The organism is Phenylobacterium sp. LH3H17 (assembly GCF_024298925.1).
GTDB lineage: Bacteria > Pseudomonadota > Alphaproteobacteria > Caulobacterales > Caulobacteraceae > Phenylobacterium.
Genome location: NZ_CP101283.1, coordinates 2,864,470 through 2,886,823, shown reverse-complemented (window position 1 = coordinate 2,886,823; position 22,354 = coordinate 2,864,470). Strand labels below are relative to the sequence as shown.

The 22,354-nt window shown below is 69.0% G+C and carries 24 protein-coding genes; 11 read left to right on the top strand and 13 right to left on the bottom strand.

Translation table 11 applies throughout. The annotated features are described in order from the left end of the window. Positions 1 to 156: 156 nt before the first annotated feature. From M9M90_RS14130 to M9M90_RS14120, 3 genes are read left to right on the top strand one after another with little or no spacing between them, the layout of a single operon-like run. A complete protein-coding gene (locus tag M9M90_RS14130; protein ID WP_254833860.1) occupies positions 157 to 2,670 on the top strand; it encodes a polar localization protein TipN in 2,514 nt (837 codons plus the stop codon). Next, a complete protein-coding gene (dgcA, locus tag M9M90_RS14125; protein ID WP_254833859.1) occupies positions 2,667 to 3,650 on the top strand; it encodes an N-acetyl-D-Glu racemase DgcA in 984 nt (327 codons plus the stop codon). Before M9M90_RS14130 ends, dgcA begins: the two co-directional genes overlap by 4 nt. A 60-nt stretch (positions 3,651 to 3,710) precedes the next feature. Then, positions 3,711 to 4,130 carry a DUF4112 domain-containing protein gene (locus tag M9M90_RS14120; RefSeq protein WP_254833858.1) on the top strand — a complete coding sequence of 140 codons (420 nt, stop codon included), beginning with the start codon at positions 3,711 to 3,713 and terminating at the stop codon, positions 4,128 to 4,130. A gap of 9 nt (positions 4,131 to 4,139) precedes the next feature. Here M9M90_RS14120 and scpA read toward each other — a convergent pair whose 3' ends face one another. Both scpA and M9M90_RS14110 read right to left on the bottom strand, forming a co-directional pair. Beyond that, positions 4,140 to 6,290 (bottom strand): methylmalonyl-CoA mutase, encoded by a 2,151-nt coding sequence (scpA, locus tag M9M90_RS14115; protein WP_254833857.1) that lies wholly within the window; start codon positions 6,288 to 6,290, stop codon positions 4,140 to 4,142. Beyond that, the gene (locus M9M90_RS14110; protein WP_254833856.1) at positions 6,287 to 7,708 is read right to left on the bottom strand and encodes a methylmalonyl-CoA mutase family protein; all 1,422 of its coding nucleotides are present in this window, start codon (positions 7,706 to 7,708) and stop codon (positions 6,287 to 6,289) included. Before M9M90_RS14110 ends, scpA begins: the two co-directional genes overlap by 4 nt. Before the next feature lie 138 nt (positions 7,709 to 7,846). Between M9M90_RS14110 and M9M90_RS14105 the strand changes: the two genes are divergently transcribed. Continuing rightward, on the top strand, positions 7,847 to 8,854 hold the full coding sequence (locus M9M90_RS14105; RefSeq protein WP_254833855.1) for a nitronate monooxygenase family protein: 1,008 nt from the start codon (positions 7,847 to 7,849) through the stop codon (positions 8,852 to 8,854). Between the two features lie 5 nt (positions 8,855 to 8,859). Here the strand turns inward: M9M90_RS14105 and mazF are convergent, their stop codons facing one another. The 5 genes from mazF to M9M90_RS14080 form a co-directional block, all read right to left on the bottom strand. Continuing rightward, a complete protein-coding gene (mazF, locus tag M9M90_RS14100) occupies positions 8,860 to 9,192 on the bottom strand; it encodes an endoribonuclease MazF (RefSeq protein WP_254833854.1) in 333 nt (110 codons plus the stop codon). Then, complete coding sequence (locus M9M90_RS14095) at positions 9,192 to 9,434, bottom strand: AbrB/MazE/SpoVT family DNA-binding domain-containing protein (protein WP_254833853.1); 243 nt, start codon at positions 9,432 to 9,434, stop codon at positions 9,192 to 9,194. The genes mazF and M9M90_RS14095 overlap by 1 nt, the downstream gene beginning before the upstream one ends. An 85-nt stretch (positions 9,435 to 9,519) precedes the next feature. Next, entirely contained in the window at positions 9,520 to 10,323 is an 804-nt protein-coding gene (locus M9M90_RS14090; protein ID WP_254833852.1) for an ABC transporter permease, read from the bottom strand. Between the two features lie 4 nt (positions 10,324 to 10,327). Further along, the gene (locus M9M90_RS14085; protein WP_254833851.1) at positions 10,328 to 11,158 is read right to left on the bottom strand and encodes a hypothetical protein; all 831 of its coding nucleotides are present in this window, start codon (positions 11,156 to 11,158) and stop codon (positions 10,328 to 10,330) included. A 3-nt stretch (positions 11,159 to 11,161) separates the two neighbouring features. Continuing rightward, a complete protein-coding gene (locus M9M90_RS14080) occupies positions 11,162 to 12,154 on the bottom strand; it encodes an ATP-binding cassette domain-containing protein (RefSeq protein WP_254833850.1) in 993 nt (330 codons plus the stop codon). Between the two features lie 141 nt (positions 12,155 to 12,295). On the opposite strand from M9M90_RS14080, the gene M9M90_RS14075 reads away from it, so the two are divergent. The 3 genes from M9M90_RS14075 to M9M90_RS14065 all read left to right on the top strand — a co-directional run bounded on the left by M9M90_RS14075 (position 12,296) and on the right by M9M90_RS14065 (position 15,714). Beyond that, positions 12,296 to 12,793 carry a hypothetical protein gene (locus M9M90_RS14075; protein WP_254833849.1) on the top strand — a complete coding sequence of 166 codons (498 nt, stop codon included), beginning with the start codon at positions 12,296 to 12,298 and terminating at the stop codon, positions 12,791 to 12,793. A 107-nt stretch (positions 12,794 to 12,900) separates the two neighbouring features. Beyond that, complete coding sequence (locus M9M90_RS14070; RefSeq protein WP_254833848.1) at positions 12,901 to 14,244, top strand: dicarboxylate/amino acid:cation symporter; 1,344 nt, start codon at positions 12,901 to 12,903, stop codon at positions 14,242 to 14,244. Between the two features lie 60 nt (positions 14,245 to 14,304). Continuing rightward, entirely contained in the window at positions 14,305 to 15,714 is a 1,410-nt protein-coding gene (locus M9M90_RS14065) for a sensor histidine kinase (protein WP_254833847.1), read from the top strand. Here the strand turns inward: M9M90_RS14065 and M9M90_RS14060 are convergent. Together M9M90_RS14060 and M9M90_RS14055 are read right to left on the bottom strand one after the other, a co-directional pair. Further along, entirely contained in the window at positions 15,704 to 17,137 is a 1,434-nt protein-coding gene (locus M9M90_RS14060) for an MFS transporter (protein ID WP_254833846.1), read from the bottom strand. The two genes, M9M90_RS14065 and M9M90_RS14060, sit on opposite strands and share 11 nt — an antisense overlap. Beyond that, positions 17,134 to 17,580, bottom strand: coding sequence for a MarR family winged helix-turn-helix transcriptional regulator (locus M9M90_RS14055; RefSeq protein WP_254833845.1), 447 nt, complete (start codon positions 17,578 to 17,580; stop codon positions 17,134 to 17,136). Before M9M90_RS14055 ends, M9M90_RS14060 begins: the two co-directional genes overlap by 4 nt. A 149-nt stretch (positions 17,581 to 17,729) precedes the next feature. Here M9M90_RS14055 and M9M90_RS14050 point away from each other — a divergent pair, with 149 nt between their 5' ends. After that, positions 17,730 to 17,933, top strand: coding sequence for a hypothetical protein (locus M9M90_RS14050; RefSeq protein ID WP_254833844.1), 204 nt, complete (start codon positions 17,730 to 17,732; stop codon positions 17,931 to 17,933). Here M9M90_RS14050 and M9M90_RS14045 read toward each other — a convergent pair. Together M9M90_RS14045 and M9M90_RS14040 are read right to left on the bottom strand one after the other, a co-directional pair. Beyond that, positions 17,899 to 18,372 carry a hypothetical protein gene (locus tag M9M90_RS14045; protein ID WP_254833843.1) on the bottom strand — a complete coding sequence of 158 codons (474 nt, stop codon included), beginning with the start codon at positions 18,370 to 18,372 and terminating at the stop codon, positions 17,899 to 17,901. The genes M9M90_RS14050 and M9M90_RS14045 overlap by 35 nt on opposite strands. Positions 18,373 to 18,412: 40 nt before the next feature. Continuing rightward, a complete protein-coding gene (locus M9M90_RS14040) occupies positions 18,413 to 18,685 on the bottom strand; it encodes a S24/S26 family peptidase (RefSeq protein WP_254833842.1) in 273 nt (90 codons plus the stop codon). Between the two features lie 90 nt (positions 18,686 to 18,775). Between M9M90_RS14040 and M9M90_RS14035 the strand changes: the two genes are divergently transcribed. Further along, the gene (locus tag M9M90_RS14035) at positions 18,776 to 19,162 is read left to right on the top strand and encodes a hypothetical protein (RefSeq protein WP_254833841.1); all 387 of its coding nucleotides are present in this window, start codon (positions 18,776 to 18,778) and stop codon (positions 19,160 to 19,162) included. Between the two features lie 174 nt (positions 19,163 to 19,336). Here M9M90_RS14035 and M9M90_RS14030 read toward each other — a convergent pair whose 3' ends face one another. Next, positions 19,337 to 20,392, bottom strand: a complete 1,056-nt coding sequence (locus M9M90_RS14030) for a hypothetical protein (protein ID WP_254833840.1) — start codon at positions 20,390 to 20,392, stop codon at positions 19,337 to 19,339. A 56-nt stretch (positions 20,393 to 20,448) separates the two neighbouring features. Further along, positions 20,449 to 21,027 carry a DUF2239 family protein gene (locus M9M90_RS14025; RefSeq protein WP_254833839.1) on the bottom strand — a complete coding sequence of 193 codons (579 nt, stop codon included), beginning with the start codon at positions 21,025 to 21,027 and terminating at the stop codon, positions 20,449 to 20,451. Between the two features lie 178 nt (positions 21,028 to 21,205). Between M9M90_RS14025 and M9M90_RS14020 the strand changes: the two genes are divergently transcribed. Together M9M90_RS14020 and M9M90_RS14015 are read left to right on the top strand one after the other, a co-directional pair. Beyond that, positions 21,206 to 21,907: a hypothetical protein gene (locus M9M90_RS14020; protein ID WP_254833838.1), complete on the top strand. Its 702-nt coding sequence runs from the start codon at positions 21,206 to 21,208 to the stop codon at positions 21,905 to 21,907. Positions 21,908 to 22,124: 217 nt separating this feature from the next. Beyond that, entirely contained in the window at positions 22,125 to 22,283 is a 159-nt protein-coding gene (locus M9M90_RS14015) for a hypothetical protein (RefSeq protein ID WP_254833837.1), read from the top strand. Positions 22,284 to 22,354 lie beyond the last annotated feature (71 nt).

Sequence of the window (22,354 nt, the reverse complement as noted above, 5' to 3'; positions counted from 1 at the left end):
CGCCGGTAATCCTTTCGTTGAGGCGCGAACTCGGGTTGGCGCGCAGTGTGGGAAGGCCGCCGAAGTCGGACCATGAAGATTAAAAAGCGGCACCAACCTGTTGATTTTCAAACGCTAGGCGATGAGGGTCTGACCCCCGCGACGCCACTCGCCGAAATGCCCGAACTGGATCTCTCCGCCGAGGAGGAACTGTTCGCCATGCCGCCCCTGCCGCCGACTCGGGAGGCCGAGCCCCAGGCCGCCGCGCCGCTGTCGCCGATTCCGCCGCAGGCCGAGGTCGCCGTCGCGTCGCCGCAAACTCCGGCGCGCCGGCTGCAGAGCCACGAAGCAGCGACTAGCGAGGCGCCGTCGGGCTGGCCGATCTACCTGGCGGCGTTCGTGGTGTCGGTGCTGTGGGCCGCCGCGCCCATCGCCTTCGCCTGGGGCTATCGGCGCGCAGTCGCGCCTTTCGACTACGAGCCCTTCGCGCTGATGGTGTTCGCCCTGATGGCGTTGGGACCCGCCCTGTTCGTCTGGCTGGCCGCCTACATGGTCCGCCAGGGCCAGAAGCTGAGCGCCGAAACTCACCGTGCCAAGGTGCTGGCCGACGAGATGGTGAGCCCCGCACTGGCCGCCGGCGCCCAGACCTATGACGTCGTGAACAGCATCCGTGAAGAGATCGCTCAGGCCGGCGTCGCGGCGCACGAGGCGCGCGAGACCCTGGTGGCCTTGCGCGACGCCCTGGCGGTGGAGACCGAACACCTGGTGGTCGCCGCGGCCAACTCCGCCCGCACCGCCGCCGAGCTCGCCCAGACCCTTGGCCGAGAGCGCGAGGAGATGGGCGGCCTGTCCAAGACCCTCGACGCCCAGGCCACGGCGGTCTCCGACACCATCACCCAGCAGGCGCGCATGGTGGCCGAGGCCTCCGACCTGGCCGAGACTCAGCTCCGCGAGGCCGAGGCGGCCCTCGCCGCCCGCGCCGCCGATCTGGCCGCCGCCGCCGGTGAGACCAGCGACGCCGCGCGCACCGCCGCCGAGGACCTTACTCGCCACATCGCCCGTCTGGAGACCGCGGGCCTGGGCGTGTCCGAGCAGATCAGGGCGGTGGAGACCGGGCTCGCTGAACAGCGGGCCGGTCTGGTCTCGGCGGCGCATGCCCTGCGCGGAGACCAGGAAACCTTCGCGGTCGAGGCCGAGGGCCACGGTGCGCAATTGGCGGAATTCATCAGCCAGGCACGACTGTCGACCGTTGAGATGGGCGATCGGGCGGTAAAGGGTGGCGAGAGCCTGCGCCAGATGATCACCGAGGCTGCCGAGCAGTTCCGCGAGCTGGCCGAGCAGGCCAGGGCCGAGCGCGACGAGTTCGGCCAGTCGACCCTGCACGCCATGGAGGCCGTCTCCCAGGCCGCGGCCGCCGAGCGCGCGCGGCTGGAGGAGCAGACCCGCGTGACGATCGAGGCCTTGGGGCGCGCAGCCGAGGAGACCCGCCAGGCCGCCGAGCGCCACGCCGAGACCGCCCGCAACCAGGTGGACCAGCTCTCGGAGGCCGCCTTCACCGCCGGTCAGCAGGCCAACAAGGTGTTCGAGACCCGGTTGGCCGAGGCCCGCGCTCTGATCGAGCAGTCGACCCAGATGGTGGAGCAGGCCGGCGCGGCGACCGCCGGCAAGCTTGAAGAGGGCGCCAGGACCGCTCGCGCCACCCTGGACGAACTGGCCGCCTTGCTGGTCGAGGTCGAGGCTCGCGCGGCCCAGATGCCGGTCACGGCGCGTGGCCAGGCCGAGCAGGTCCGCAAGGCGGTGGCCGACAGCATCGACGAGATGATGGACCACGCACGGCGCACGGCCGACGAGACCCAGGCCATCGACGAGGTGTTCCAGGAACGCGTGCGGCGCAATTACGAGATGCTGAGCGAGGCTGTGCGGATGATGGGGGCGGTGGCCGGCACCAGCGCCATGCCGCCGCCCGTCTCCGCCCTACGCGAGCGGCTCGCGCGTCCCGAACCCAAGGCCGCGCCGGCTCCGGTCCCCGAGCCGCAGCCGGAGCCCGTGGCGGTCGCCCCGCCCGCGCCCGAACCCCTGGCCGAACCCGTGCGTGTGGTGGAAGTGGTCGCCGAGGCGGAACCCGACCTGGAATTGACCGAGCCGGTGAAGGCGGCGGACGCCCAGGCCAGCCTGCGCCAACGCCTGCGCCTCACGCCGACCGCCACCGACTCGGAGTTCAGCCAGGTCTTCGGACAGGCCGGCGGGCGCGACAGCCAGGGGGGCGACGGCTGGACCTGGAAGGACCTGCTGTCGGCCATCGACGAGCAAGAGGTCGAGGCGCCCCAGCAGCATGCGCCCCTGGAGGACACCCTGGCGGGCGAGATCGGGGCCATGGGCATCGATCCGGCGGCCCTTCTGCCGCGCAGCCGCGTCGATGAACTGGCTGCGGCCATCCAGGCCCGCGACCTAAACGGCGCTCGCGAGGTCGTGCGCCGCCTGGCGCCGGCCGCCACCCGCCGCCTGGCGCGGCGGCTGGCCACCGACGAGGCGCTCAAGGGCCAGGTGGTGACCTATCTGGCGCGCTACCACGGCTTGCTCGACGACGCGGCGAGCCGAGACCATGAAGGCTTCCAGGTGGCGAGCCTGCTCAGTTCCGAGGCCGGCCGGACCTATCTGTTGTTCGACGCCGCGGTCGGCGACCTGGCTTGAGGCGACGGCTCAGCCTTCGCGACGAGCGTTGGCCGACCCGCGACGCCTTCGTTATCGCCCGCGGCGCCAAGAGCGAGGCTCATGTGCTGCTGGCGCAGATCGAGCAGGATGGCGTCGTCGGCCGCGGCGAGGCGGTGCCCTACGCCCGATACGGCGAGACCATGGCCGGCGAACTGGCTGGGGCGGAGGCCCTGCGCGACGCGGTCGAGCGGGGCGCGAGCCGGCTGGAACTGCAGGACCTCGCGCCGGCCGGCGCCGCGCGCAACGCCCTGGACTGCGCCCTCTGGGACCTGGAGGCCAAGCTGACGGGGACGCCCGCCTGGGCGCTGGCGGGTCTGCGGGGGTTGGAGCCGGTCACGACCTGCTTCACCCTTAGCCTGGACGCGCCCGCCGCGATGGCCGCGGCGGCGCGGGCGGCGGCCCACCGGCCGCTGCTGAAGCTGAAAATCGGCGGCGCCGGGGATATCGACCGGGTCGCGGCGGTTCGAGAAGCCGCGCCGGCGAGCCGGCTGGTGGTCGACGCCAACGAGGCCCTGGGATTCGAGGACCTGCGGCGGCTGGCGCCGGATCTGGCCCTATTGGGGGTCCAACTGATCGAACAGCCCCTGCGGGCTGGCGAGGACGCGGCGCTTGAAGGCTACGACTGTCCGGTCCTGCTGTGCGCCGATGAAAGCCTGCACACCCGCGCCGATCTCGCCGACTGCGCGCGGCGCTATGGGGCGGTGAACATCAAGCTCGACAAGTGCGGCGGCTTGACCGAGGCGCTGGCCGTGGCGGCGCAGGCCCGCGCCATGGGGCTGCAGGTGATGGCCGGCTGCATGGTCGCCACCTCGCTCGCCATGGCGCCCGCGATGATCTTGGCGCAGGGCGCCGAGGTGGTGGACCTGGACGGGCCGCTGCTGCTCGCCCGGGACCGGGCGCCGGGGCTGGTGTTCACCGGCTCGGAAATCGCCCCGCCCTCGCGGGACCTCTGGGGCTAGCCTCCGAGGTCCTCCTTGGCGCAAGGTGGAGCCTCACGCGGAGCTTGGCGTTCTCGATCCATGGAAGTCTCCAAAGACAGGGCCCACCGAGCCTGGCGGCACGCCGAACGGATAAAACGCCTTTCCGACCGGCTGGTGGGTGTCGGGCCGATTGGCGTCGGCCTGGACGGCCTGCTGGCCTGGGTTCCCGTGGCGGGGACGGTCTACAGCCTGGGCGCCGGGGCGCTATTGATCTCCGAGGGGATCGCGTCCGGCGCCAAACCCGTCACCCTGGCCCGGATGGCGGCCTATATCGCGCTCGACTCGGCCAGCTCCGTGCCGCCGGTGGTGGGCTGGATCGTAGACACCTTGTTCCCTGGCCACCTGATGGCGGCCAACGCGCTTCAGAAGGACATCGAGGCTCGCCACGGCCCGTCCGAACTGGCGGACGACTGGCTGCGGCCGAAGCGCCGCAAGGGCGTGCTGTCGCCTAAGCGCTGACCTGAGCCCCTAGGCCTTTTCCAGCTGGGCGTAGCCCATCTGCTCGTTGAGCCGCTCCATGACCTCGATGGCCGCCTCGGGCACCACCGTGCCGGGAGTGAAGATCGCTGCCACCCCGGCGTCCTTGAGCGCCTGGAAGTCCTCAGGCGGGATAACCCCGCCGACAACCACCAGGATGTCGGCGCGTCCCAGCTTGGCCAACTCGTCCTTGAGCTCGGGGACCAGCGTCAGGTGGCCGGCGGCGAGCGAGCTCGCGCCCACCACATGGGCGCCTTCGGAGACGGCCTGGGCGGCGGCCTCGGCCGGGGTCTGGAACAGGTTGCCGATATCGACCTCGAAGCCCAGATCGGCGAATCCAGAGGCGATGACCTTCTGGCCGCGGTCGTGGCCGTCCTGGCCCATCTTGGCGATCAGCACCCGGGGCTTGCGCCCATCCGCCTGGGCGAATGCGCCGGTCATCGCCTTGGCGCGCTCGGCCTGGGGGGTGGAGCCGGCCTCGCGCAGATAGACGCCGGTCACCGCCGAGGCCTCGGCGGAATGGCGGTCGAACACCTTCTCCAGGGCCAGGCTGATCTCGCCCACCGTGGCCTTGGCGCGGGCTGCGTTGACGGAGAGCTCCAGCAGGTTGCCGGTCCGGCGCGCGCCGTCGGTCAGCGCCGCGAGCGCCGCCTCCACCTCGACGGGATCACGCTCGGCGCGAAGGCGGGCGAGTTTTTCGAGCTGGCGTTCGCGCACCGCGCTGTTGTCGACCTTCAGCATCGGGATGACTTCGGCGCCGTCGGGGCGGTAGCGGTTCACCCCCACCACGCTCTGACGGCCGCTATCGATGCGGGCCTGGGTGCGGGCGCTGGCCTCCTCGATGCGGCGCTTGGGCAGGCCGTCCTCGATGGCCTTGGCCATGCCGCCCAGGGCCTCGACCTCGGCGATGTGTTCCAGGGCGCGAGCGGCAAGGTCGGCGGTCAGGCGTTCGACATAGTAGGAGCCGCCCCAGGGGTCGATCACCCGGGTCTGGCCGCTCTCCAGCTGGAGGAAGAGCTGGGTGTTGCGCGCGATCCGGGCGGAGAAGTCGGTGGGCAGGGCCAGGGCCTCGTCCAGCGAATTGGTGTGCAGGCTCTGGGTCTGCCCGCCGACCGCGGCCATGGCTTCCACCAGGGTGCGCGGGACGTTGTTGTAGACGTCGTGGGCCGCAAGGCTCCAGCCGCTGGTCTGGGTGTGGGCGCGCAGGGCCAGCGAGCGGGGGTCCTTGGGGTCGAACTCGTCCCTCATCAGCCTTGCCCAGAGCAGACGGGCGGCGCGCTGCTTGGCGATCTCCATGAAGGCGTTCATGCCGGCGTTCCAGAAGAACGACAGGCGGGGGGCGAACTGGTCGACGCTCATGCCGGCGGCGACGCCCGCGCGGACATATTCGATCCCGTCGGCCAGGGTGTAGGCCAGTTCCAGGTCCAGCGTCGCCCCGGCTTCCTGGATGTGATAGCCGCTGATCGAGATGGAGTTGAACTTCGGCATTTCGCGCGAAGTATATGAAAAGATGTCCGAAATGATCCGCATCGAAGGGCCGGGCGGATAGATGTAGGTGTTGCGGACCAGGAACTCCTTGAGGATGTCGTTCTGGATGGTGCCCGACAGCTTCTCGTGGGGGACGCCCTGTTCCTCGGCGGCGACGATGTAGAGCGCCAGGATCGGCAGGACCGCGCCGTTCATGGTCATCGACACGCTCATCTTGTCGAGCGGGATGCCATCGAACAGGGTCCGCATATCGAGGATCGAGTCGATGGCGACGCCGGCCATACCGACATCGCCCTTCACCCGGGGGTGATCGCTGTCGTAGCCGCGGTGGGTGGCCAGATCGAAGGCCACCGACAGGCCCATCTGTCCCGCCGCCAGGTTGCGCCGATAGAAGGCGTTGGAGTCCTCGGCCGTGGAGAAGCCCGCATACTGGCGGATGGTCCACGGGTTGGTCAGGTACATGGTCGGATAGGGGCCGCGCACATAGGGCGCCAGACCTGGGAATCCCGGATCGACCCCCTCGATATCAGCGGGACCGTAGGCGGGCTTGACCGCGATACCTTCGGGGGTCTCCCAAAGCGGGCCGCCGGGAAGGGACGCCGCGGCGGCGGGACCGTCGAAGGGCAGGGTGGCGAAGTCGGGGAAATGGCTCATCGGGCGGCCTCATGGGGCGCGGCGAGACGGATGGGGGCGAGCGGCGGGCAGGCGCCGTCGGGCCCGGGCAGGCGGACGGAGGGCGCCTCGACGGCGCGCGGCGCGGCGGAGGCGACCTCGACCGGCGCGGCCTGGGTCGGGGGAAAGGCGGTGACACCGACGATCTTGGGCGGGCCGGCGGCCTCGCGGACCGCTCGCACCTTGGCGACCTCGGCGACGATGCGGCCGGCGGTGAGCGCGGCGACCAGACCGCCCTGGCCCTCGATGATCTGGAACTCGACCCACGCGGCGCGGGCCATCTCGTCGGTGAGGGCCTCCACATAGCCCGAGCCCGCGGCGGGATCGGCGACCCGTCCGAGGTGGGCCTCCTCCATCAGCACGAACTGGGTGTTGCGGCTCTGGCGGCGTGCGAAGGCGATGGGCAGGCCGATCGCGTCGGTGAACGTCCCGAGCGCCACCGCATCAGCGCCGCCGACACTGGCCCCGAACGCCGCGGCGGCCAGGCGCAGCATGTTGGTCCAGGGATCCTGGACGGTGAGCATGCGGCCCGAGGACCGGCTTTCGATGCGGGCCGGAGCGGTCACGCCGCAGGCCTGGGTGACTCGGGTCCAGAGCACCCGGGCCGCGCGATGCTTCGCCAGGGTGGCGAAGTAGTCGGTATCGGCCGAAAGGCCCAGGACAATGCCCCCGAAGGCCTCGGCCATCGGAACGCCGGCGCGGACCAGGGCCTTGGCGTAGGCAACCGCCGCGGAGATCGCGAAGGCCAGCTCACCGGCCTCGCCGCCGCCGGCTTCATGGACGACCCGGCCCGAGGCCAGGAAGAGACTCGCCTTGGGATGGGCCTGGGCCAACCGCGCGGCGACCGTGGCGGCCGAGATCAGGTGGCTCTCGATGGGGCCGGGGCTGGCGCCCGTCCGGGCGAAGGCGCTCAGGGGATCGAGGTGGAGGGCGAGCGGAGCGGTGGGCGAGCCCTTGGCGGCGGCGGCCAGCCAGTCGGCTGCCTTTGGGCCCAGGAACCCGGCGTCGAGCGCGATCGGCGCCATCTCCAGCAGGACCCCGTCAAGGACCCGGGCGAGGTCGCTCGCCGATCCCACGGTGACACCGGCCTGGCCGGCGGGGTCGAGCGAAACCACCGCCGAGGTCGCGCCCCCCGTGAGGTCGGCCAGCAGGTCGGCGTTGGCGCGGGCGGGCTCGGGATGAGCGATGGCGACGCGAACATCCCAGGGCTGTTCCGGATCGCGGGCGCGGGGTGTGAACGCCGCCGGGGCCGGGGCCGACGGATAGAGCGGCTCGATGGCCAGTCCCTCGGCCGTGGTGCGACGCAGGCTCTCGAAGGGCGCGTCCTTGAGGGTCTTGGCGACCAGGGCGCGCCAGTCGGCGTCACTGGCGGACGGAGGGGCGGCGGCAAGTTGCGTCATGGTGCGCCATTGGGCCGCGTGGGTCCCGCGCGTCAAGTTCACGCGGCGTGAGCGGTGACGGCGGCTTGCGCGTCGGCTATTCTTGTATATACGTTGTAAAAATTAGATCGACGCCATTTAACCAAGGATACGATTCCCATGGCCCTGCCTCCCGTCCTCGCCGAGCGCCTGCGTATTCCGGTCATCGGTTCGCCCCTGTTCATCATCTCGGGTCCCGAACTGGTCATCGCCCAGTGCAAGGCCGGCGTGGTCGGCTCCTTCCCGGCGTTGAACGCCCGGCCGGTGAGTCAGCTGGACGAATGGCTGGCCCAGATCACCGAGGAGCTGGCCGACTGGGATCGCAAGAACCCCGATCGCCTCTCGGCCCCCTTCGCCGTCAACCAGATCGTCCACAAGACCAATGACCGGCTGGAGCAGGACGTCGAGCTGGCCGTGAAATACAAGGCGCCGATCACCATCACCTCGCTAGGCGCCCGGGAAGACGTGAATAACGCGATCCACTCCTATGGCGGCATCGTGTTGCATGACGTGATCAACGACCGCTTCGCCCGCAAGGCGGTGGAGAAGGGCGCCGATGGCCTCATCCCCGTGGCGGCCGGCGCCGGCGGCCACGCCGGGCACCTGTCGCCATTCGCCCTGATCCAGGAACTGCGCGAGTGGTTCGACGGACCGATCGCGCTCTCGGGCTCCATCGCCAACGGGGCGGCGGTGCTGGGCGCACAGGCCATGGGCGCGGACTTGGCCTATATCGGCTCGGCCTTCATCGCCACCCAGGAAGCCCGCGCCATGCAGGGCTACAAGGACATGATCGTGGCCTCGCGCGGCGACGACATCGTCTATTCCAACCTGTTCACCGGGGTGCACGGCAACTATCTGCGCCCGTCCATCGAGGCCGCGGGCCTGGATCCGGACAACCTGCCGGAAGCCGATCCCTCCAAGATGAACTTCGGCTCGGGCGGCAACCAGAAGGCCAAGGCCTGGAAGGACATCTGGGGCTGCGGCCAGGGCATCGGGGCGGTCAAGGATATCCCCACCGCCGGCCAGCTCATCGACCGTCTGGCGGCCGAGTACGAGGCGGCCAAGGCTTCGCTGGCCCGCAAGACGTCGCTCACCCGCGGCAGCGCGCTGGCGATGGCAGCTGAGTAGGGGCGCTAAAGTTGTAGAAGCGCGGCGATCTTGGCCTTGACCTCCGCCAGGATCGCAGGCGCGACCGAGCCTTTCCGAATGGCGCGCCTCGCTCGCCAATCCAGGCTTTTTACCTGATCGGAAAGGATCACGCTGGGCGGGTCGTCCGACGCCACCACCTCGAAGACGTACCCCTTGATCCGCGACGTCATGGGACAGCAGAGCATCATCCCGCGAAGTCGGTTATAGCGCGCCGCCGACAGGACCAAGGCAGGGCGATGACCGGCTTGCTCGTGGCCCGCCTGGGGATCGAACTCAAGCCAGACTATGTGCCCCGCGTCCGGAACGTAGTCCGGCACTACCAGGCCTCCTGTCCAACGGGTGGTCCAAAGTCGACATCTTGCGGGAAGGTGTCGGGGGTCATCCGATCCAGCATCTGATCGAGATCGTACTTCGGCGCGCGCACAGGCTCGATAACAACGCGCCCGCCTTCCTCCCGAACGTCGACGGCTTGGTCAACCGTGAGGTCCGCCGCGGCCATAACCGACGACGGGATTCTCACCGAGGCGCTGTTGCCCCATTTCTTGATCTGGACGCGCACGGCCGCACCTCATGTATCGACTAAGTCGATACTGTCCCTGGCGGCTCCATGTGTCAACATTTGTATGACTGGCCGCGATACGCCTTCAGCTCCCCGTAGAGGTGTATTTCGATACCCCGAACCTCCAGGCCAGTAACGAGACGGCCAGGAACAGCAATCCTGCCGCTGGGGTCAGCGGCAGGATCCAGGCCGGCGCGCCCAGCGGATCGGGCTTGTCCAGGATGGCGAGGACCGGGAAGTAGGCGACGCAGCCCAGGGGCACGACGAAGATCAGCAGGTTCCTGAACCAACCGGCGTAGAGGCTGAGCGGGAACTGGGCGGCCTGGACGCCGCCATAGGTGAGCACGTTCATCACCTCCAGGCTCTCGACGGTCCAGAAGGCCAGGGTGGCCTGGAAGATCATCAGGCCCACGAACAGGGCCACCCCGCCGACGATGGTCCAGAGCGCGAGGCCGACCTTGGCCGCGTCCCAGTCCAGCGACAGGGTGGCGGTGGCCAACCCGATGACGATCAGGCCCTGGAGAAGACGGCCGACCCGGGCCAGGCGGAAGTCGTAGCCGATGAGCTGGATCGCCGCCGAGCGCGGCCTTAGCAGGATGCGGTCGAAGTCGCCGGTCTTGATGAAGTGGGCTCCGAACATGTCGAAGCCGCGGCTGAGAAAGTCGGCGATGGCGAACGAGACGCTGATCATCCCGAAGAACATGGCGATGTCGCCGAAGGTCCAGCCCTGGACCGGGCCGAAGCGGGCGAACAGGGCCCAGGCGGCGACCACGTCGATGATGGTCGAGAAGAACTGGCCCACCGCCAGCATGATGGTCGAGCCGGGGTACTGCAGCTGGCCGCGGACCGAGGCCGAGAAGTAGCGGGCGAGCAGGAAGAGCGCGCTCATGGGGTCAACCTCCCTGCATCTGGAGGCGCGTCATCACCCGGGTCATCCAGGCGCGGCCGATGGCGATCATGACGAGAGTCCAGAAGGCCTGCAGGGCGAGGCCCGTAGCGGCGCCCCAGCCGGTCAGGCCGCCGAAATAGATACGGAACGGGATATCCAGGAAGCTGGCGAAGGGCTGGACCAGCAGGAAGGTCTGCATCCAGTCAGGATAAAGGGCCAGCGGCAGCAGGTTGCCCGACAGCGCGATGATCAGGGAGGCGACCAAGGTGTTGACGCCCCGCTCGTCCATCGTCACCACGGCGCTGATGTTCAGCAGCATGACGAAGGCCGAGGAGACCAGGACCACCAGCAGCATGGAGAGGGCGAAGAGCCCGAAGGCCACGGCGTCGGCGGGCGGTCGCCAGGACCATGCCTCCAAACCCAGCAAGGGAAAGGCTACTCCGGCCACGGCCAGCATCAGCAGGGCGCGGGGCAGGGCGCGGGCGGTCATCCAGGCCGCGGCACGGACGAACCACCAGTTGTAGGTGTCGATAGGGCGCAGTCGCTCATAGCCGATGGCGCCTGTGCGAACCGCCTGGCTGATCTCCGGATCCCCGCTCCAGGGCGAGAGCACCAGGAAGGCCTGGGCCAGCCAGGTGTAGGTGATCACCTGCGACAGGGTGATCGGCGTGTCGCTCGCCGCCGCATTGGCGAAGAAGGCCGCATAGACCATCACCTTGATCCCGCCCCACCAGCACTGGGTGGCGAATCCGGCCAGCGCCGCGGCGCGGTACTGCAGCATGAGCTGGAACCGGGCGGCGAAGGCGGCGGCGTAGGGGCGGATGGCCTCGTTCACGGCTCAGGCCTCCGCCGCGCCGTGCAGGTCGTAGAACTTGGCGATCACCTCTTCGATGGCCGGTTGCTCCACATGGACGTCCTCGACCGCGTGGTCGGCGGTGATGGCGGCGATCAGCCGGGGCGCGCCGACGACGGCCGGATCGAAGGCCAGTTCCAGGGATCGGCCGTCGCGGGCGCGGACCTCGACGCCGGGCAGGTCGATTTCCGGCGCCTCGTCCACGAAGTCGATGAACAGCCGGCGTTCGCGCAGGACGTCGCGCCGCAGGGCTTCGAAGGGACTGTCGGCCAGCACCTGGCCATGGCCGATGACGATGACCCGCTCGGCGAGCGCCTCGATGTCGTGCATGTCGTGGGTGGTCAGCAGGACGGTGACGCCGCGCTCGCGGTTCAGGCGCTTGACGAAGTCGCGCACCGCCAGTTTCGAGGGGGCGTCCAGGCCGATGGTCGGTTCGTCCAGGAACAGGACTTCGGGCTCGTGCAGCAGGGCCGCGGCGATCTCGGCGCGCATCCGCTGGCCCAGCGAAAGCTGACGGACCGGCTGGTCGAGCAGGCGCTCCAGGCGCAACAGGGCCACCAGTTCGTCGCGGGTCCGCGCATAGCGCCCCGGGTCGATGCGATAGATGTCGCGCAGCAGGTCGAAGCCGTCGATCACCGGCAGGTCCCACCAGAGCTGGGAGCGCTGGCCGAACACCACGCCGATGCGGGCCACGTGCCTGATCCGCTCCTGGTAGGGGACGATGCCGCCGACCTCCACGCGACCGCTGTCGGGGCGAAGTATACCCGAGAGGATCTTGATGGTGGTCGACTTGCCGGCCCCGTTCGGACCGATGAAGCCCAGCAGCTCACCGGCCTCCAGGGAGAAGGAGACATCCTTCAGCGCCTCGACCGTGCGCCACCGGCGATGGACAAGCCCCTTGAGCGCGCCCAGGACGCCGGGATCGCGTTCGGCGACGCGATAGGTCTTCGCCAGGTCCTGAACCAGGATCTGGGGCATGGGACACCGCCGCGATTTCAAAGAGAGAAGGAGGCGGACGCTAGGCGGCGGACCGCAAGCGGTCAATTGCCGCGCTTGGCCGGGCGCATCCAATCGCGCCGTCGCGACTTTAGGGAGACACGGACAACCTGGAGCCGCGATATGTGGAAGACATTTTGCGGCCTTGCCCTGGCGGGGCTGCTCGTCAGCGCCTGCGATGATCCCGCCACGCGTCCGCCGGAAGTCTACGTCCCGGCGGTCCCCGCGCCGCCGACCGATGTCGCGCTCGTGGCCCTGCGCGGCGCGCTCGGGCCCTGCGAAGCGGCCATGGATGAGGCGGCCGATCCGATCGCTCAGTTGGCGGCCGGCGGCCGCGCCTCCACGGAGGGCCGCGCGGTCATCGAGCGGGCGCGGCTGATCTGCGGCGGGGCGACGGCCGAGATCCGGTCGCTGGGTGTCTGGGGTCGGCTCAAGGATCCGTGCGCCCGGGCGACCCAGGCGCGGGAGGTGGTCGCCACCGGCGCTCTCGAGATTCTCGAACTGCGCGGCTCCAAGCTGGGCGTGCCGGCCCTGCGGGACAAGATCGCCGATCAGGCCACCGTCTCGCGCGCCTGCGCGGGCGAGATCATGGTGGCCGAGCGCCAGTCCCCGACGGGCTGATCGTGGCCTGGGCGCCCAGGTTTTCTCATCGCGCCAGAGAGGCAAAACCGCTGGCGCGCCGTTGAGCGCCCGGCCATGCTCGCGAGCGGTGGCGATCGGGAGCTGACATGGCGCAGGCGGACGGCAAGCGGCGGGGATTTCTTGGATCCTTCGGATTCCAGGTCCTGGCCGCCATGGTGGTTGGCCTCGCACTCGGCATGCTGGCCCGCAACCTGGGAACCGAGCCTGGGCAGCAGGGCCATGGCCTGTCGGAAGCCCTGAAGCTGATGGGCTCGACCTTCGTCCAGCTCCTGAAGGTGCTGGTGCCGCCCCTGGTGTTCACCGCCATCGTGGCCAGCATCGCCAATCTGCGGGAATTGCAGAACGCCGCGGCCTTGGTCTGGCGCACGCTCATGTGGTTCGCGATCACCGCCTTGATCGCAGTCAGCATTGGCATCGCGCTCGGCCTGGTCCTGCAGCCGGGGGTCAACACCAGCGTCGCCGTGGCGGCGGCGGAGGCGTCGAGCACCCAGGGCTCCTGGATGGACTTCCTCAAGGGGCTCGTGCCGTCGAACATGCTGGGGTTGAGCGCCGCCACCAAGATAACCGACGGGTCGCCGACCACCGCGCTGTCGTTCAACGTGCTGCAGATCGTGGTGATCTCGCTGGTCACCGGCATTGCGGCGCTGCGGAGCGGGGCGGCGGCCGAGCCCTTCCTCGCCTTCAACGCCTCGGCTCTGGCGATCGTGCGCAAGATCCTGTGGTGGGTGATCCGCCTGACCCCGATCGGCACCATCGGCCTGCTGGGCAACGCGGTGGCGCACTATGGCTGGGACGCCTTGGCCCAGCTCGGGGCGTTCGCGGCAGCGGTCTATATCGGCCTCGGGCTGGTGCTGTTCGTGGTCTATCCGGCGCTGCTGGCGCTCAACGGGCTCAATCCGGTGAAATTCTACCTGGCCGCCTGGCCGGCGATCCAACTGGGCTTCGTGTCGCGCTCGTCCATCGGCACCCTGCCGGTGACCCAGACGGTGACCGAAACCGGCCTGGGCGTGCCGCGTGCATATGCGGCCTTCGCCGTGCCCCTGGGGGCGACCACCAAGATGGACGGCTGCGCGGCCATCTATCCGGCCATCGCCGCGATCTTCGTGGCGCAGTTCTACGGCGTGCCGCTGGCCTTCACCGACTACCTGCTGATCGTCTTCGTATCGGTGATCGGATCGGCGGCGACCGCCGGCCTGACCGGGGCGATCGTCATGCTGACCTTGACCTTGTCGACGCTCGGCTTGCCGCTGGAAGGCGTGGGCCTGCTGCTGGCCATCGACCCGATCCTGGACATGGGCCGCACGGCCACCAATGTCGCCGGTCAGGCGCTGATCCCGACGCTGGTGGCCAAGCGCCAGGGCATACTGGACCAGGCGGTCTACGACTCCGCGGGCGTCGAGCCGGCGATCGAGGACCAGCCTGTGGCCTAGGCCCCAGGGGTTCCACCCGCTAGCATGCCGCGACGTCTGTATCGTGGGAGTCCGGCGCCGATGATCGATGACGAGAGCGCCAGCCGCTGGTCCGGCTCCGACATCGGCAGCGCGGCGCTGCTGAAGGCCATGTTCGACGCCGCCGATGTGATCGCGGGCGTGTTCGAACTGCTCGATGACGACTACCGATATGTGACCGCCAATTCCAACGCCGCGGCGTTCTATGGCAAGAGCGAGGGAGGCCTGGATGGTCTGACCGGCCGGGATCTCGGCGTGACGCGGGCGCAGATCGACGCGCGGCTAACGACCCTGCGGGCCTGCTGGGCCGCCCAGGAGACCCAAACGTCCGAGTATCCGTTCTCGCTGGAGGGCGGCCGGCGCGGCTGGTTCCTGGGGACCTTTTCGCCCATGCCTGGGGAGCGGCCACGGGTCGCCTTCGTGGTGCTCGACGTCACCGCGCGCCACCAGGCCCAACGAGACGCCGACCGCCAGAAGGCGCGGTTGACCCTGGCGCTCGACGCGACCGGGCTTGGGCTCTGGGAGTACGACCTGGCGACCGACCAGGTGGACTGGGACGCTCGGATGCGGACCCTGTTCGGAGTGGGGCCAGAGGCCGCCATTGACTTCGCCACCTATGCGGCGGCGGTGCATCCCGACGACTTCCCATTGGTAGAATCCGCCTATGGCGACGCCCTGGCCGGCAAGGACAGCGGCGCCTATGTCGTCGAGCACCGCACGACGGCGGCCGGCGCACGCGGGTCGGCCGCCTGGGTGCGTGGCGCCGCCCAGGTGGTGTTCGCAGGCGACGGTCGGCCGCGCCGGGTCATCGGAACTGCGCAGGACATCACCGCCCAGGTCGTCGCGCGCGAACGCCAGGACCTGCTGCTGGCGGAGTTGAACCACCGGGTGAAGAACAACCTGGCCACCGTTCAGGCGATCGCCGCCCACGCCTTCCGCAGCGCCGGGCACGATCCGGGCGCGTTCCGAAGGGCTTTCGAGGAGCGCCTGCAATCGCTGGCGCGCGGCCACGACCTGCTGACGCGCAACGTCTGGGAGACCGCCGAACTGACCGAGATCTTCGCCGCGGCGCTGGCGCCGTTCGACCAAGCCTGCGTGCGCCTGCATGGCGAGGCGGGCTTCGTGCGGTTGAAGCCGGACCTGGCCGTCAGCCTGGTCATGGTGCTGCACGAGCTGGCCACCAATGCCGCCAAGTACGGCGCGCTGTCGGCGCCGGGCGGAGACGTGGCGATCGACTGGAGCATGGAGCCGCAAGGCCTGCGGATCGTCTGGCGCGAAAGCGGCGGGCCGCCGGTCTCGCCGCCCCAGCGCGAGGGCTTCGGATCCCGTCTGATCAGGGCAGCGCTCGGGTCGTTCGGCGGGTCAGCCATGCTGGCGTTTCCCCCGGAAGGGCTGATCTGCGAAATGACCGCGCCGCTCGACGGCCAGGTCGCGGGTTCGGCTAGACCTTGAGCCGGCCGTTCATCTCGTCGCCGGCGTCCTTCGGAAGCGGCACGAAGAAGAACAGCGAGACGAAGGTGAGCGCACCGAGAACGACGAAGGCAGGCGAGATCGCCCCGGTGGTCAGATGGGTCTCACCGCGGGCGACCATGAAGGCGTGCATCAGGGTGGCGGCCAGGCCGATGCCGATGGACTGGACGAGCTGCTGCATCATCGAGGAGGTCGTGGACGCGCGGCTCATTCGGTCCTGGTCGATATCGGCATAGGCCATGCCGTTCAGGCTGGTGAAGTGCAACGAGCGGAAGAACCCGCCAATGGCCAGGACGGTCATGATCAGCCAGTGGGGCGTGGTGGGCGTGAACAGGCCATAGGCCATGAAGCTGATCCCCACGATGACGGCGTTGACCACCAGCACCGTCCGAAACCCGAAGCGGCGCAGGATGGGCGGGGCGGTGGTCTTCATCACCAGGGCTCCGGCCGCGGATATGAAGGTCATCAGGCCGGCCTGGAACGGCGACATGCCGAAGCCGATCTGCAGCAGCATGGCCAGCATGAACGGCGTCGCCCCCATGGCGATGCGCATGAAGGCCCCGCCGACCACGGAAGCCGTGAAGGTCTGGATGCGGAACACCGAGAGGTCGATGATGGCGTGCGGATTGCCCCGTGCGTGCCGCCAGTAGAGGGCGAGCGCCGCGAACCCGCCCAGGAACAGTCCCGGCACCAGACCGTCGGGCAGCATGTCGCGGCCAAGGTTCTCGAAACCGAAGATCAGTCCCGCGAGCCCCAGGCCAGTCAGCAGGATGCCGGTCCAATCGATGGGTGAGACCTGCTGCTCGCTGACATTGGGCACGTAGCGGAGGACCAGGAAGACCCCCACAACCGCCACCGGCAGGTTCATGAAGAAGATCCAGCGCCAGTCGGCGAAGGTGACGATGGCGCCGCCGACCACCGGTCCGATCACCGGCCCCAGCAGGGCCGGCATGGTCATGACCGACATGGCCCCGATCAGCTCGGCCTTGGGCGTGGTGCGCAGCAGGACCAGGCGGCCGACGGGGGCCATCATGGCGCCGGCCATGCCCTGGAAGATGCGGGCGATGACCAACTGCGTCAGGTCCTGGGCCAGGCCGCAGGCCGCCGAGGACAGGGCGAACAGCACCATGGCGATCATGAAGATGCGCTTGGCGCCGAACTTGTCGGCCACCCAGCCGCTGATCGGCAGGAAGACCGCCGAGGCCAGCAGGAACATGGTGATGGCGAGGTTTAGCCGCAGCGGGTCCTCGTGCAGCGCCACGGCCATGGTCGGCAGGGCGTTGGAGAGCACCGTGGCGTTCATGGTCTGCATCAGCATCGCCGAGCCGATGATGGCCGGAATCACCCAACCCCGGGTCACAGCCGAGCCGTCCTGGCGTTCGAGAGGCCCGTCGACCGGGCTCACGGCTCGAGCGCCAGGAGTTGGAGGAGGGGGGCGATAGCGGCGCCCAGGTCGTCGCGTGCGGCCGGGTCGAGCTTGGCGATGCGGGCGGCCAGCCAATCGTTGCGGTGCTGGCGGATCGCCTCCATCTGGCGGGCGCCGGCCGGAGTGACCGCCAGACCGGAACGTCGGCCATCGTCGGCATGTTCGGCGCGGACGACCCAGCCGGCCGCCTCCAGCCGTTTGACATGGCTGCTCATAGTCGGCCGGGACATCTGCTCGGCGTCGGCTAGGTCGCAGACCCCGATGCCGGGAATGCGCATGATCTGGCCGAGGATCAGGGCGTCCAGGGCCGAGACGCCCGCGCGCTGAGCTTCCTGCCGCAGGCGGCGGGAGACGCGCAGCAGGGCCGGACGCAACGCCTCCGCCAGTTTCGTCGGTTCGGGACTGTCGAGCTGCAGGGTCATCCGGCTCAGAAACTAGTTAGGTTGTCGAACTACCTAACTGCGCCGTCGCGATCCGGTGGTCAAGGGTGGGACGTGAGCCTGCCCGGTTTGCGGGAACTTCAGACCGAATTCCCCGTTGAGGCGAGTAGGCCGAAGTGAGGGCCCAGCAGATGCCAGAGCATCAAGACAGCCTGCCGTCGGAAGCGATGGCGCAGGTGGCCGCCGAGATCCGGGCCATGACGCGGCGCATGTCGCGCGACCAGGTATTGGACCTGGCCGACCTGCTGCACGAAGTGGTCCGCGAGCGCCAGTTCGAGCAGATGACCTGGCGCCGCCGCTTCAGTCCACAGCCCGAGTCGGCGCGGCGAGCCTGACGGCGGCGGTGCGAGCCGCCTGAGCGCTGGCCAGAAGCAAGAGGGCCTGGGCCTCAAGTTCCTGCGCGGCGGCCGCGCAGGCCGCGGCCTCGCCCGTTTCGTCGCGCTCGCCGGCGGCGCGGGCGCGCTCGCCGGCCTCATGGGCTGCGCGGGCGGCGAGTTGGGCCTTCACCACCGCTGACAGGAAGGCTCCCGGCGGGCTCTCGCGCCAGGCGTGTCGTCTTGCGAGCTTGGCGGTGGCCTCGGCCAGCAGCGTGCCGCGATCACGGGGTTGGTGGGGTGCGGCACCGAGCCCGGACCAGCAGACGCCGGCATTGCGGGCGGCCTCCCGGCGCGCCCGAGCCTCGCGCCGTTGTTCGGCCTGCATCTCGGCGGCGAACATGGCGGCGATTTCCGGGGTCTCGAAGACGTGCATCAGGGAGATGTATTTTAGATACACGGGAACACCAACTTGAATCGCAGAAAAATTACATCGATCCTCAACGATCGCGAATGATGATGCGGCGGGCCTGGTAGGGCGGGATGATCGCGGTGATATGGGCCGCCCAGCGGAGACGCGCGTCGCGCCGGGTGGGGCCGGCGATGCTCTCCAGATCGTAGAGGCCGGGCCCGCTGCCGCGCAGCAGGCGCTTGACGAGAACCTCGTCGGTGTCGGTCTCCAGGACCACCACCTCGCCCAGCATGTCGGCGCTGGGGGCGCTGCGCTGGTCCTCGAAATAGATCAGGGCGCCGTCGTCGGCCAAGCCGCGCATGGAATGGGTGCATCTCAGCTTCGATCACCGGTTCCGCCGCCAGATCCTCACCAAGGCGCCGGATGGCGGATATCACGCGGGGCTGACACGATGATCGGCGCCCGCCTGGCCCTGTCCCTCGGCGCCCTTGCGGCCGTCGCCCTGGTCTGCCTCGGCTTCTACTGGAGCGGTCGTCGTGACGGCGCCATCGAGGAGAGGCCGCGCACCGAAGCCGCCCTGGCGCGAGCCGAGGTCGCCGCCCGTGAGACCCAAGGCGCGCGCGTCAGCGCCGCGCGCGTCGATGTGGTGTTGCGAAGACGCGAAGCCGCCGCCGAAGTCGCGGCGACTCTCATTCCCCAAGCCCTGCAAGCGGAGGACGCCGATGCGCCCCTTGATGCCGATCGCGCCGCTCGTCTTGGCCGCGCTGACCGCAAGCTGTGCGAGCTCGCCCCGGATCTCAAGGGTTGCGCCACAGATCGAGATGCCGGCCGAGGCTAAGCGACCCTGCGGCCTACACGTCTTGCCGCCGAATCCCTCGACGGCGGACCTGGAAATCGCTTACGTGCAGCGGGGCGTTCAGATCGTGAATTGCGACGCCGCTAGGCGGCTCGCCGTCGAGACGCATGATGCCGAGCATGAGCTCGAAGCCAGCCGGCGGGGGCGATAGGCGGCTCAGGCGGCGGCCTCGAGGCGATCGAACTGGGCGATCAGGCGCGCGGCGGCTTCGGGACCCAGCTTCTCGATCGCCTGGCGTTCGATCTCGGCGCGGGTTCGTCCACGGGACGCCTCGCGTTCGCGAAGTCCGTGCCAGTCCACCATGTCGGCCCAGACGGGGTCGATGATCTCAAGCCCCGGAACCTCGCGGCCATCGGTGGTCCGGAACGTGAAGCTACGAAGTTCGGAAATCGCAGCCTGCAGGTAGCCGACGTGAATCTGCTCGTCCTGGCGGATGCGCTCGACGAGAACGGCGGCCTGGTCGGCGGCGGCGCGCCGGTCGACGAAGAGACCGGGATCGCGCAGCACGTCGCAGCAGAAGGCGAAGAAGGATTCCGCCCGGACCTCGATCATCAGGACGTTCATCAGCATCTTGATGAGGCCCTCATATTCCGGGCCGATCAAGGGCATCTCCCGGTCTACGTCTACCGGCCGCGAAATGCTCTCGGGCGGAGCCGGCATGGGATAGGCGTCCTTGCCGAAGACCAGGTCACGGCAGGCGAACCACATGGCGTCGTGCGCGCCGAGCGCCGGCGTTCGGGGATCGCCGCCGCCCTCGTCCATGCCGTGGGCTTCGAGCAGGCCGAGGTGAAGGTGGCCGGTGGCCGTGTCGCTGATGTCCTCGACGATCAGCTTGCGCATGTCCGGCGCGACGTAGCTGACCAGGGCCTTGCCGCGCGCCTCGACGATCCCGGTGATGGTAAGGGAATTCCAGAAGCTCTGGCCGAGGCCGTTCTGCAACAGCAGGCGTTCCTGCGCCACCGTCGGATAGTTCGGCAGTTTCAGGAGCGAGGTGGTGGCGTCAATGAGCGGCCAGCCGCGTGTCTTGAGCGCCGAGCCCCAGGCGTGCACCGCCGGCCAGCGGTTCAGCACGCGGGGCGACACATAGGCGCCCGCAGCATCGAACCCGCCGTGCAGATGATAGCCTGCCTCGTCGTGCGGCCTGACGTAGGGATGGCTCGCCATCAACTGGTCGCGGCTGTGGCGCAGGGAAGCTGGAATGGCGGCGTCCATGGTGATCCTCCGACGCCGCGCCTCTGGCGGGCCGCGTGCGTGGACGCGATCCTAGCTTATCGCTGGTCACCTGCAACGGCGACGCGGCCGACCAGCGTCCGAACATAGTCGCCGACGTCCTGGGGCCAGTCGGCCGTGAGGCTGTCGAAGCGGGCATAGTCCTTGGCATAAAAGGCTCGGTTTGCTTCCTCGAAGTCCGGCAGGTCGCCGGCGATCGCGAACATGACCCGGTGCACGGCGTCCTGAGCCTGGCGCACGGTGGTCGGCGAAGTGCGCCGGGCCTCCTCCACCAGCCGCCGAAGCGCCGCCGAGGCGCCGCCGGGCTGGGCCGCCAGCCAGTCCCAGTGGCGTGGAAGCAGGGTCACCTCGCGCGCCGTGACGCCGAGCTTGGGCCGGCCGCGGCCCGCCGGCCTGGCCGGTTCGGCCTGTGGTGCGTCACTCAGTCGATCCAGCACCTCCGTCAGGGAGCCTCGCAGATCGAGTTCGATGGATTGTCCGGTGGCGTCGTTGAAGACCAGGAGATGCGTCGCGTTGGCGTCGGCCGCCGCCTTCACGGCCGGAACGACCTCTCGCAGGGTTCCGGCCGCGATACGGCGGCGCCCAACGAAGGCCGTGAAGGTGTCGATCGTGGGCATCTGAACTCCTGGTGGCGACGTGCGGCCGAGCAGTCGCCGTCAACCTGGATAATACCCGGATATTAATTGAGCAAGCACGCGGCAAGGTTTGCAGGCTAACGGCCCTCGACAGCGATGCGCGATCAGGTCGTCCAGGGCCGGCGCCGTGTGGTCCCGCAACAAATCCATGGAGAACGAAATGGCGCGAATGCCTCGCGGTGAGCCTCGAACTGTGCCGGATGCGGCCGGTGAACGCTACGATCAGGAGATGGCAAGGATCCGGGCGCAACGACAGGCCGAGGATCGCGGACTTCGCTCGCCGCTCGGTCTGGCCAAGGAGGCGTTCTACGATTTCCAGAATGGGCCGGACATCCAGCGTCCGACGACAGCACAGTCATTCATTCCAATTGTGGGTCCGGCTTGGGAGGCCGCTGCCGACTTGCAGGATGGAAACTACGCCGGCGCGGCGTTCAACGGCGCGATGGCTGTAGCCGATGCGCTGCCCGTCGGTGTGGTGGCCAAGGGCGTGAGGGCGGCGTCAAAGGGCGTAGGAGTTTTGAAAACGAACTCTGTCACCGCCGACGCGTCTCGCAAGGTACTGCGCAGGGTCGGGATGGCGAAGCCCGGGCAGGAAATTCATCACACCATTCCGCTCAAGGGACTTGGTCGCAACACGCAAGATCCAAGGAACCACTATGCACTGCTGAAGGTGCTACCGAGGGAGCAGCATCGTCGTCTGACGGGAAGCTGGGGAGGTAAGCCCCGGTACGATCCTATTCGTCGTGTCTGGTATGGCACGACCGACTGGACGAAGGCCGTGCCCGCTGGTCTCGCGGCTTACGCCGCAGACAGTGTCGAAAACCTCTCGCGTCCCGGCCCGCCCCCGAAACGCACGCGCTGATTGCAGCTTCACAAGCCTGCCGGTATTGCCTAGGTTCCTGTTTCGTTCGGTGCGGAGTCGGGGGCGGGCATGAAGACGGCGCAGGCGGAGTTCCGCTTTCCTGTTCTGGGATTCACGACGGACTCCGACGTCTGGGGACTGCCTGACTTGGATGCACTCACAACCTGTGGCCCGCGCACCTTGGCGGAGGATCTGCAGGTCGGGATGGAGCTCGTGGATGCCGAAGGGCGTCGCTGGATTGTTCGGTCGGTCCAGCGGATCGGGCGGGCATTCATGCTCGGCCTTTCCGATCAATCAGGACACCTCCCTGCAAGCGCTGACGGCTCCTGCAGCCTTCGAGACGCCTGCGTCGGTCTCACTGGCGCGCGAAATTTGAGTGCTCGCGGCTGAAGACAACCCGTCCCCCCCGGGGCCGCGCAATAATCAAGCGCTGGTTTGACCACCGGC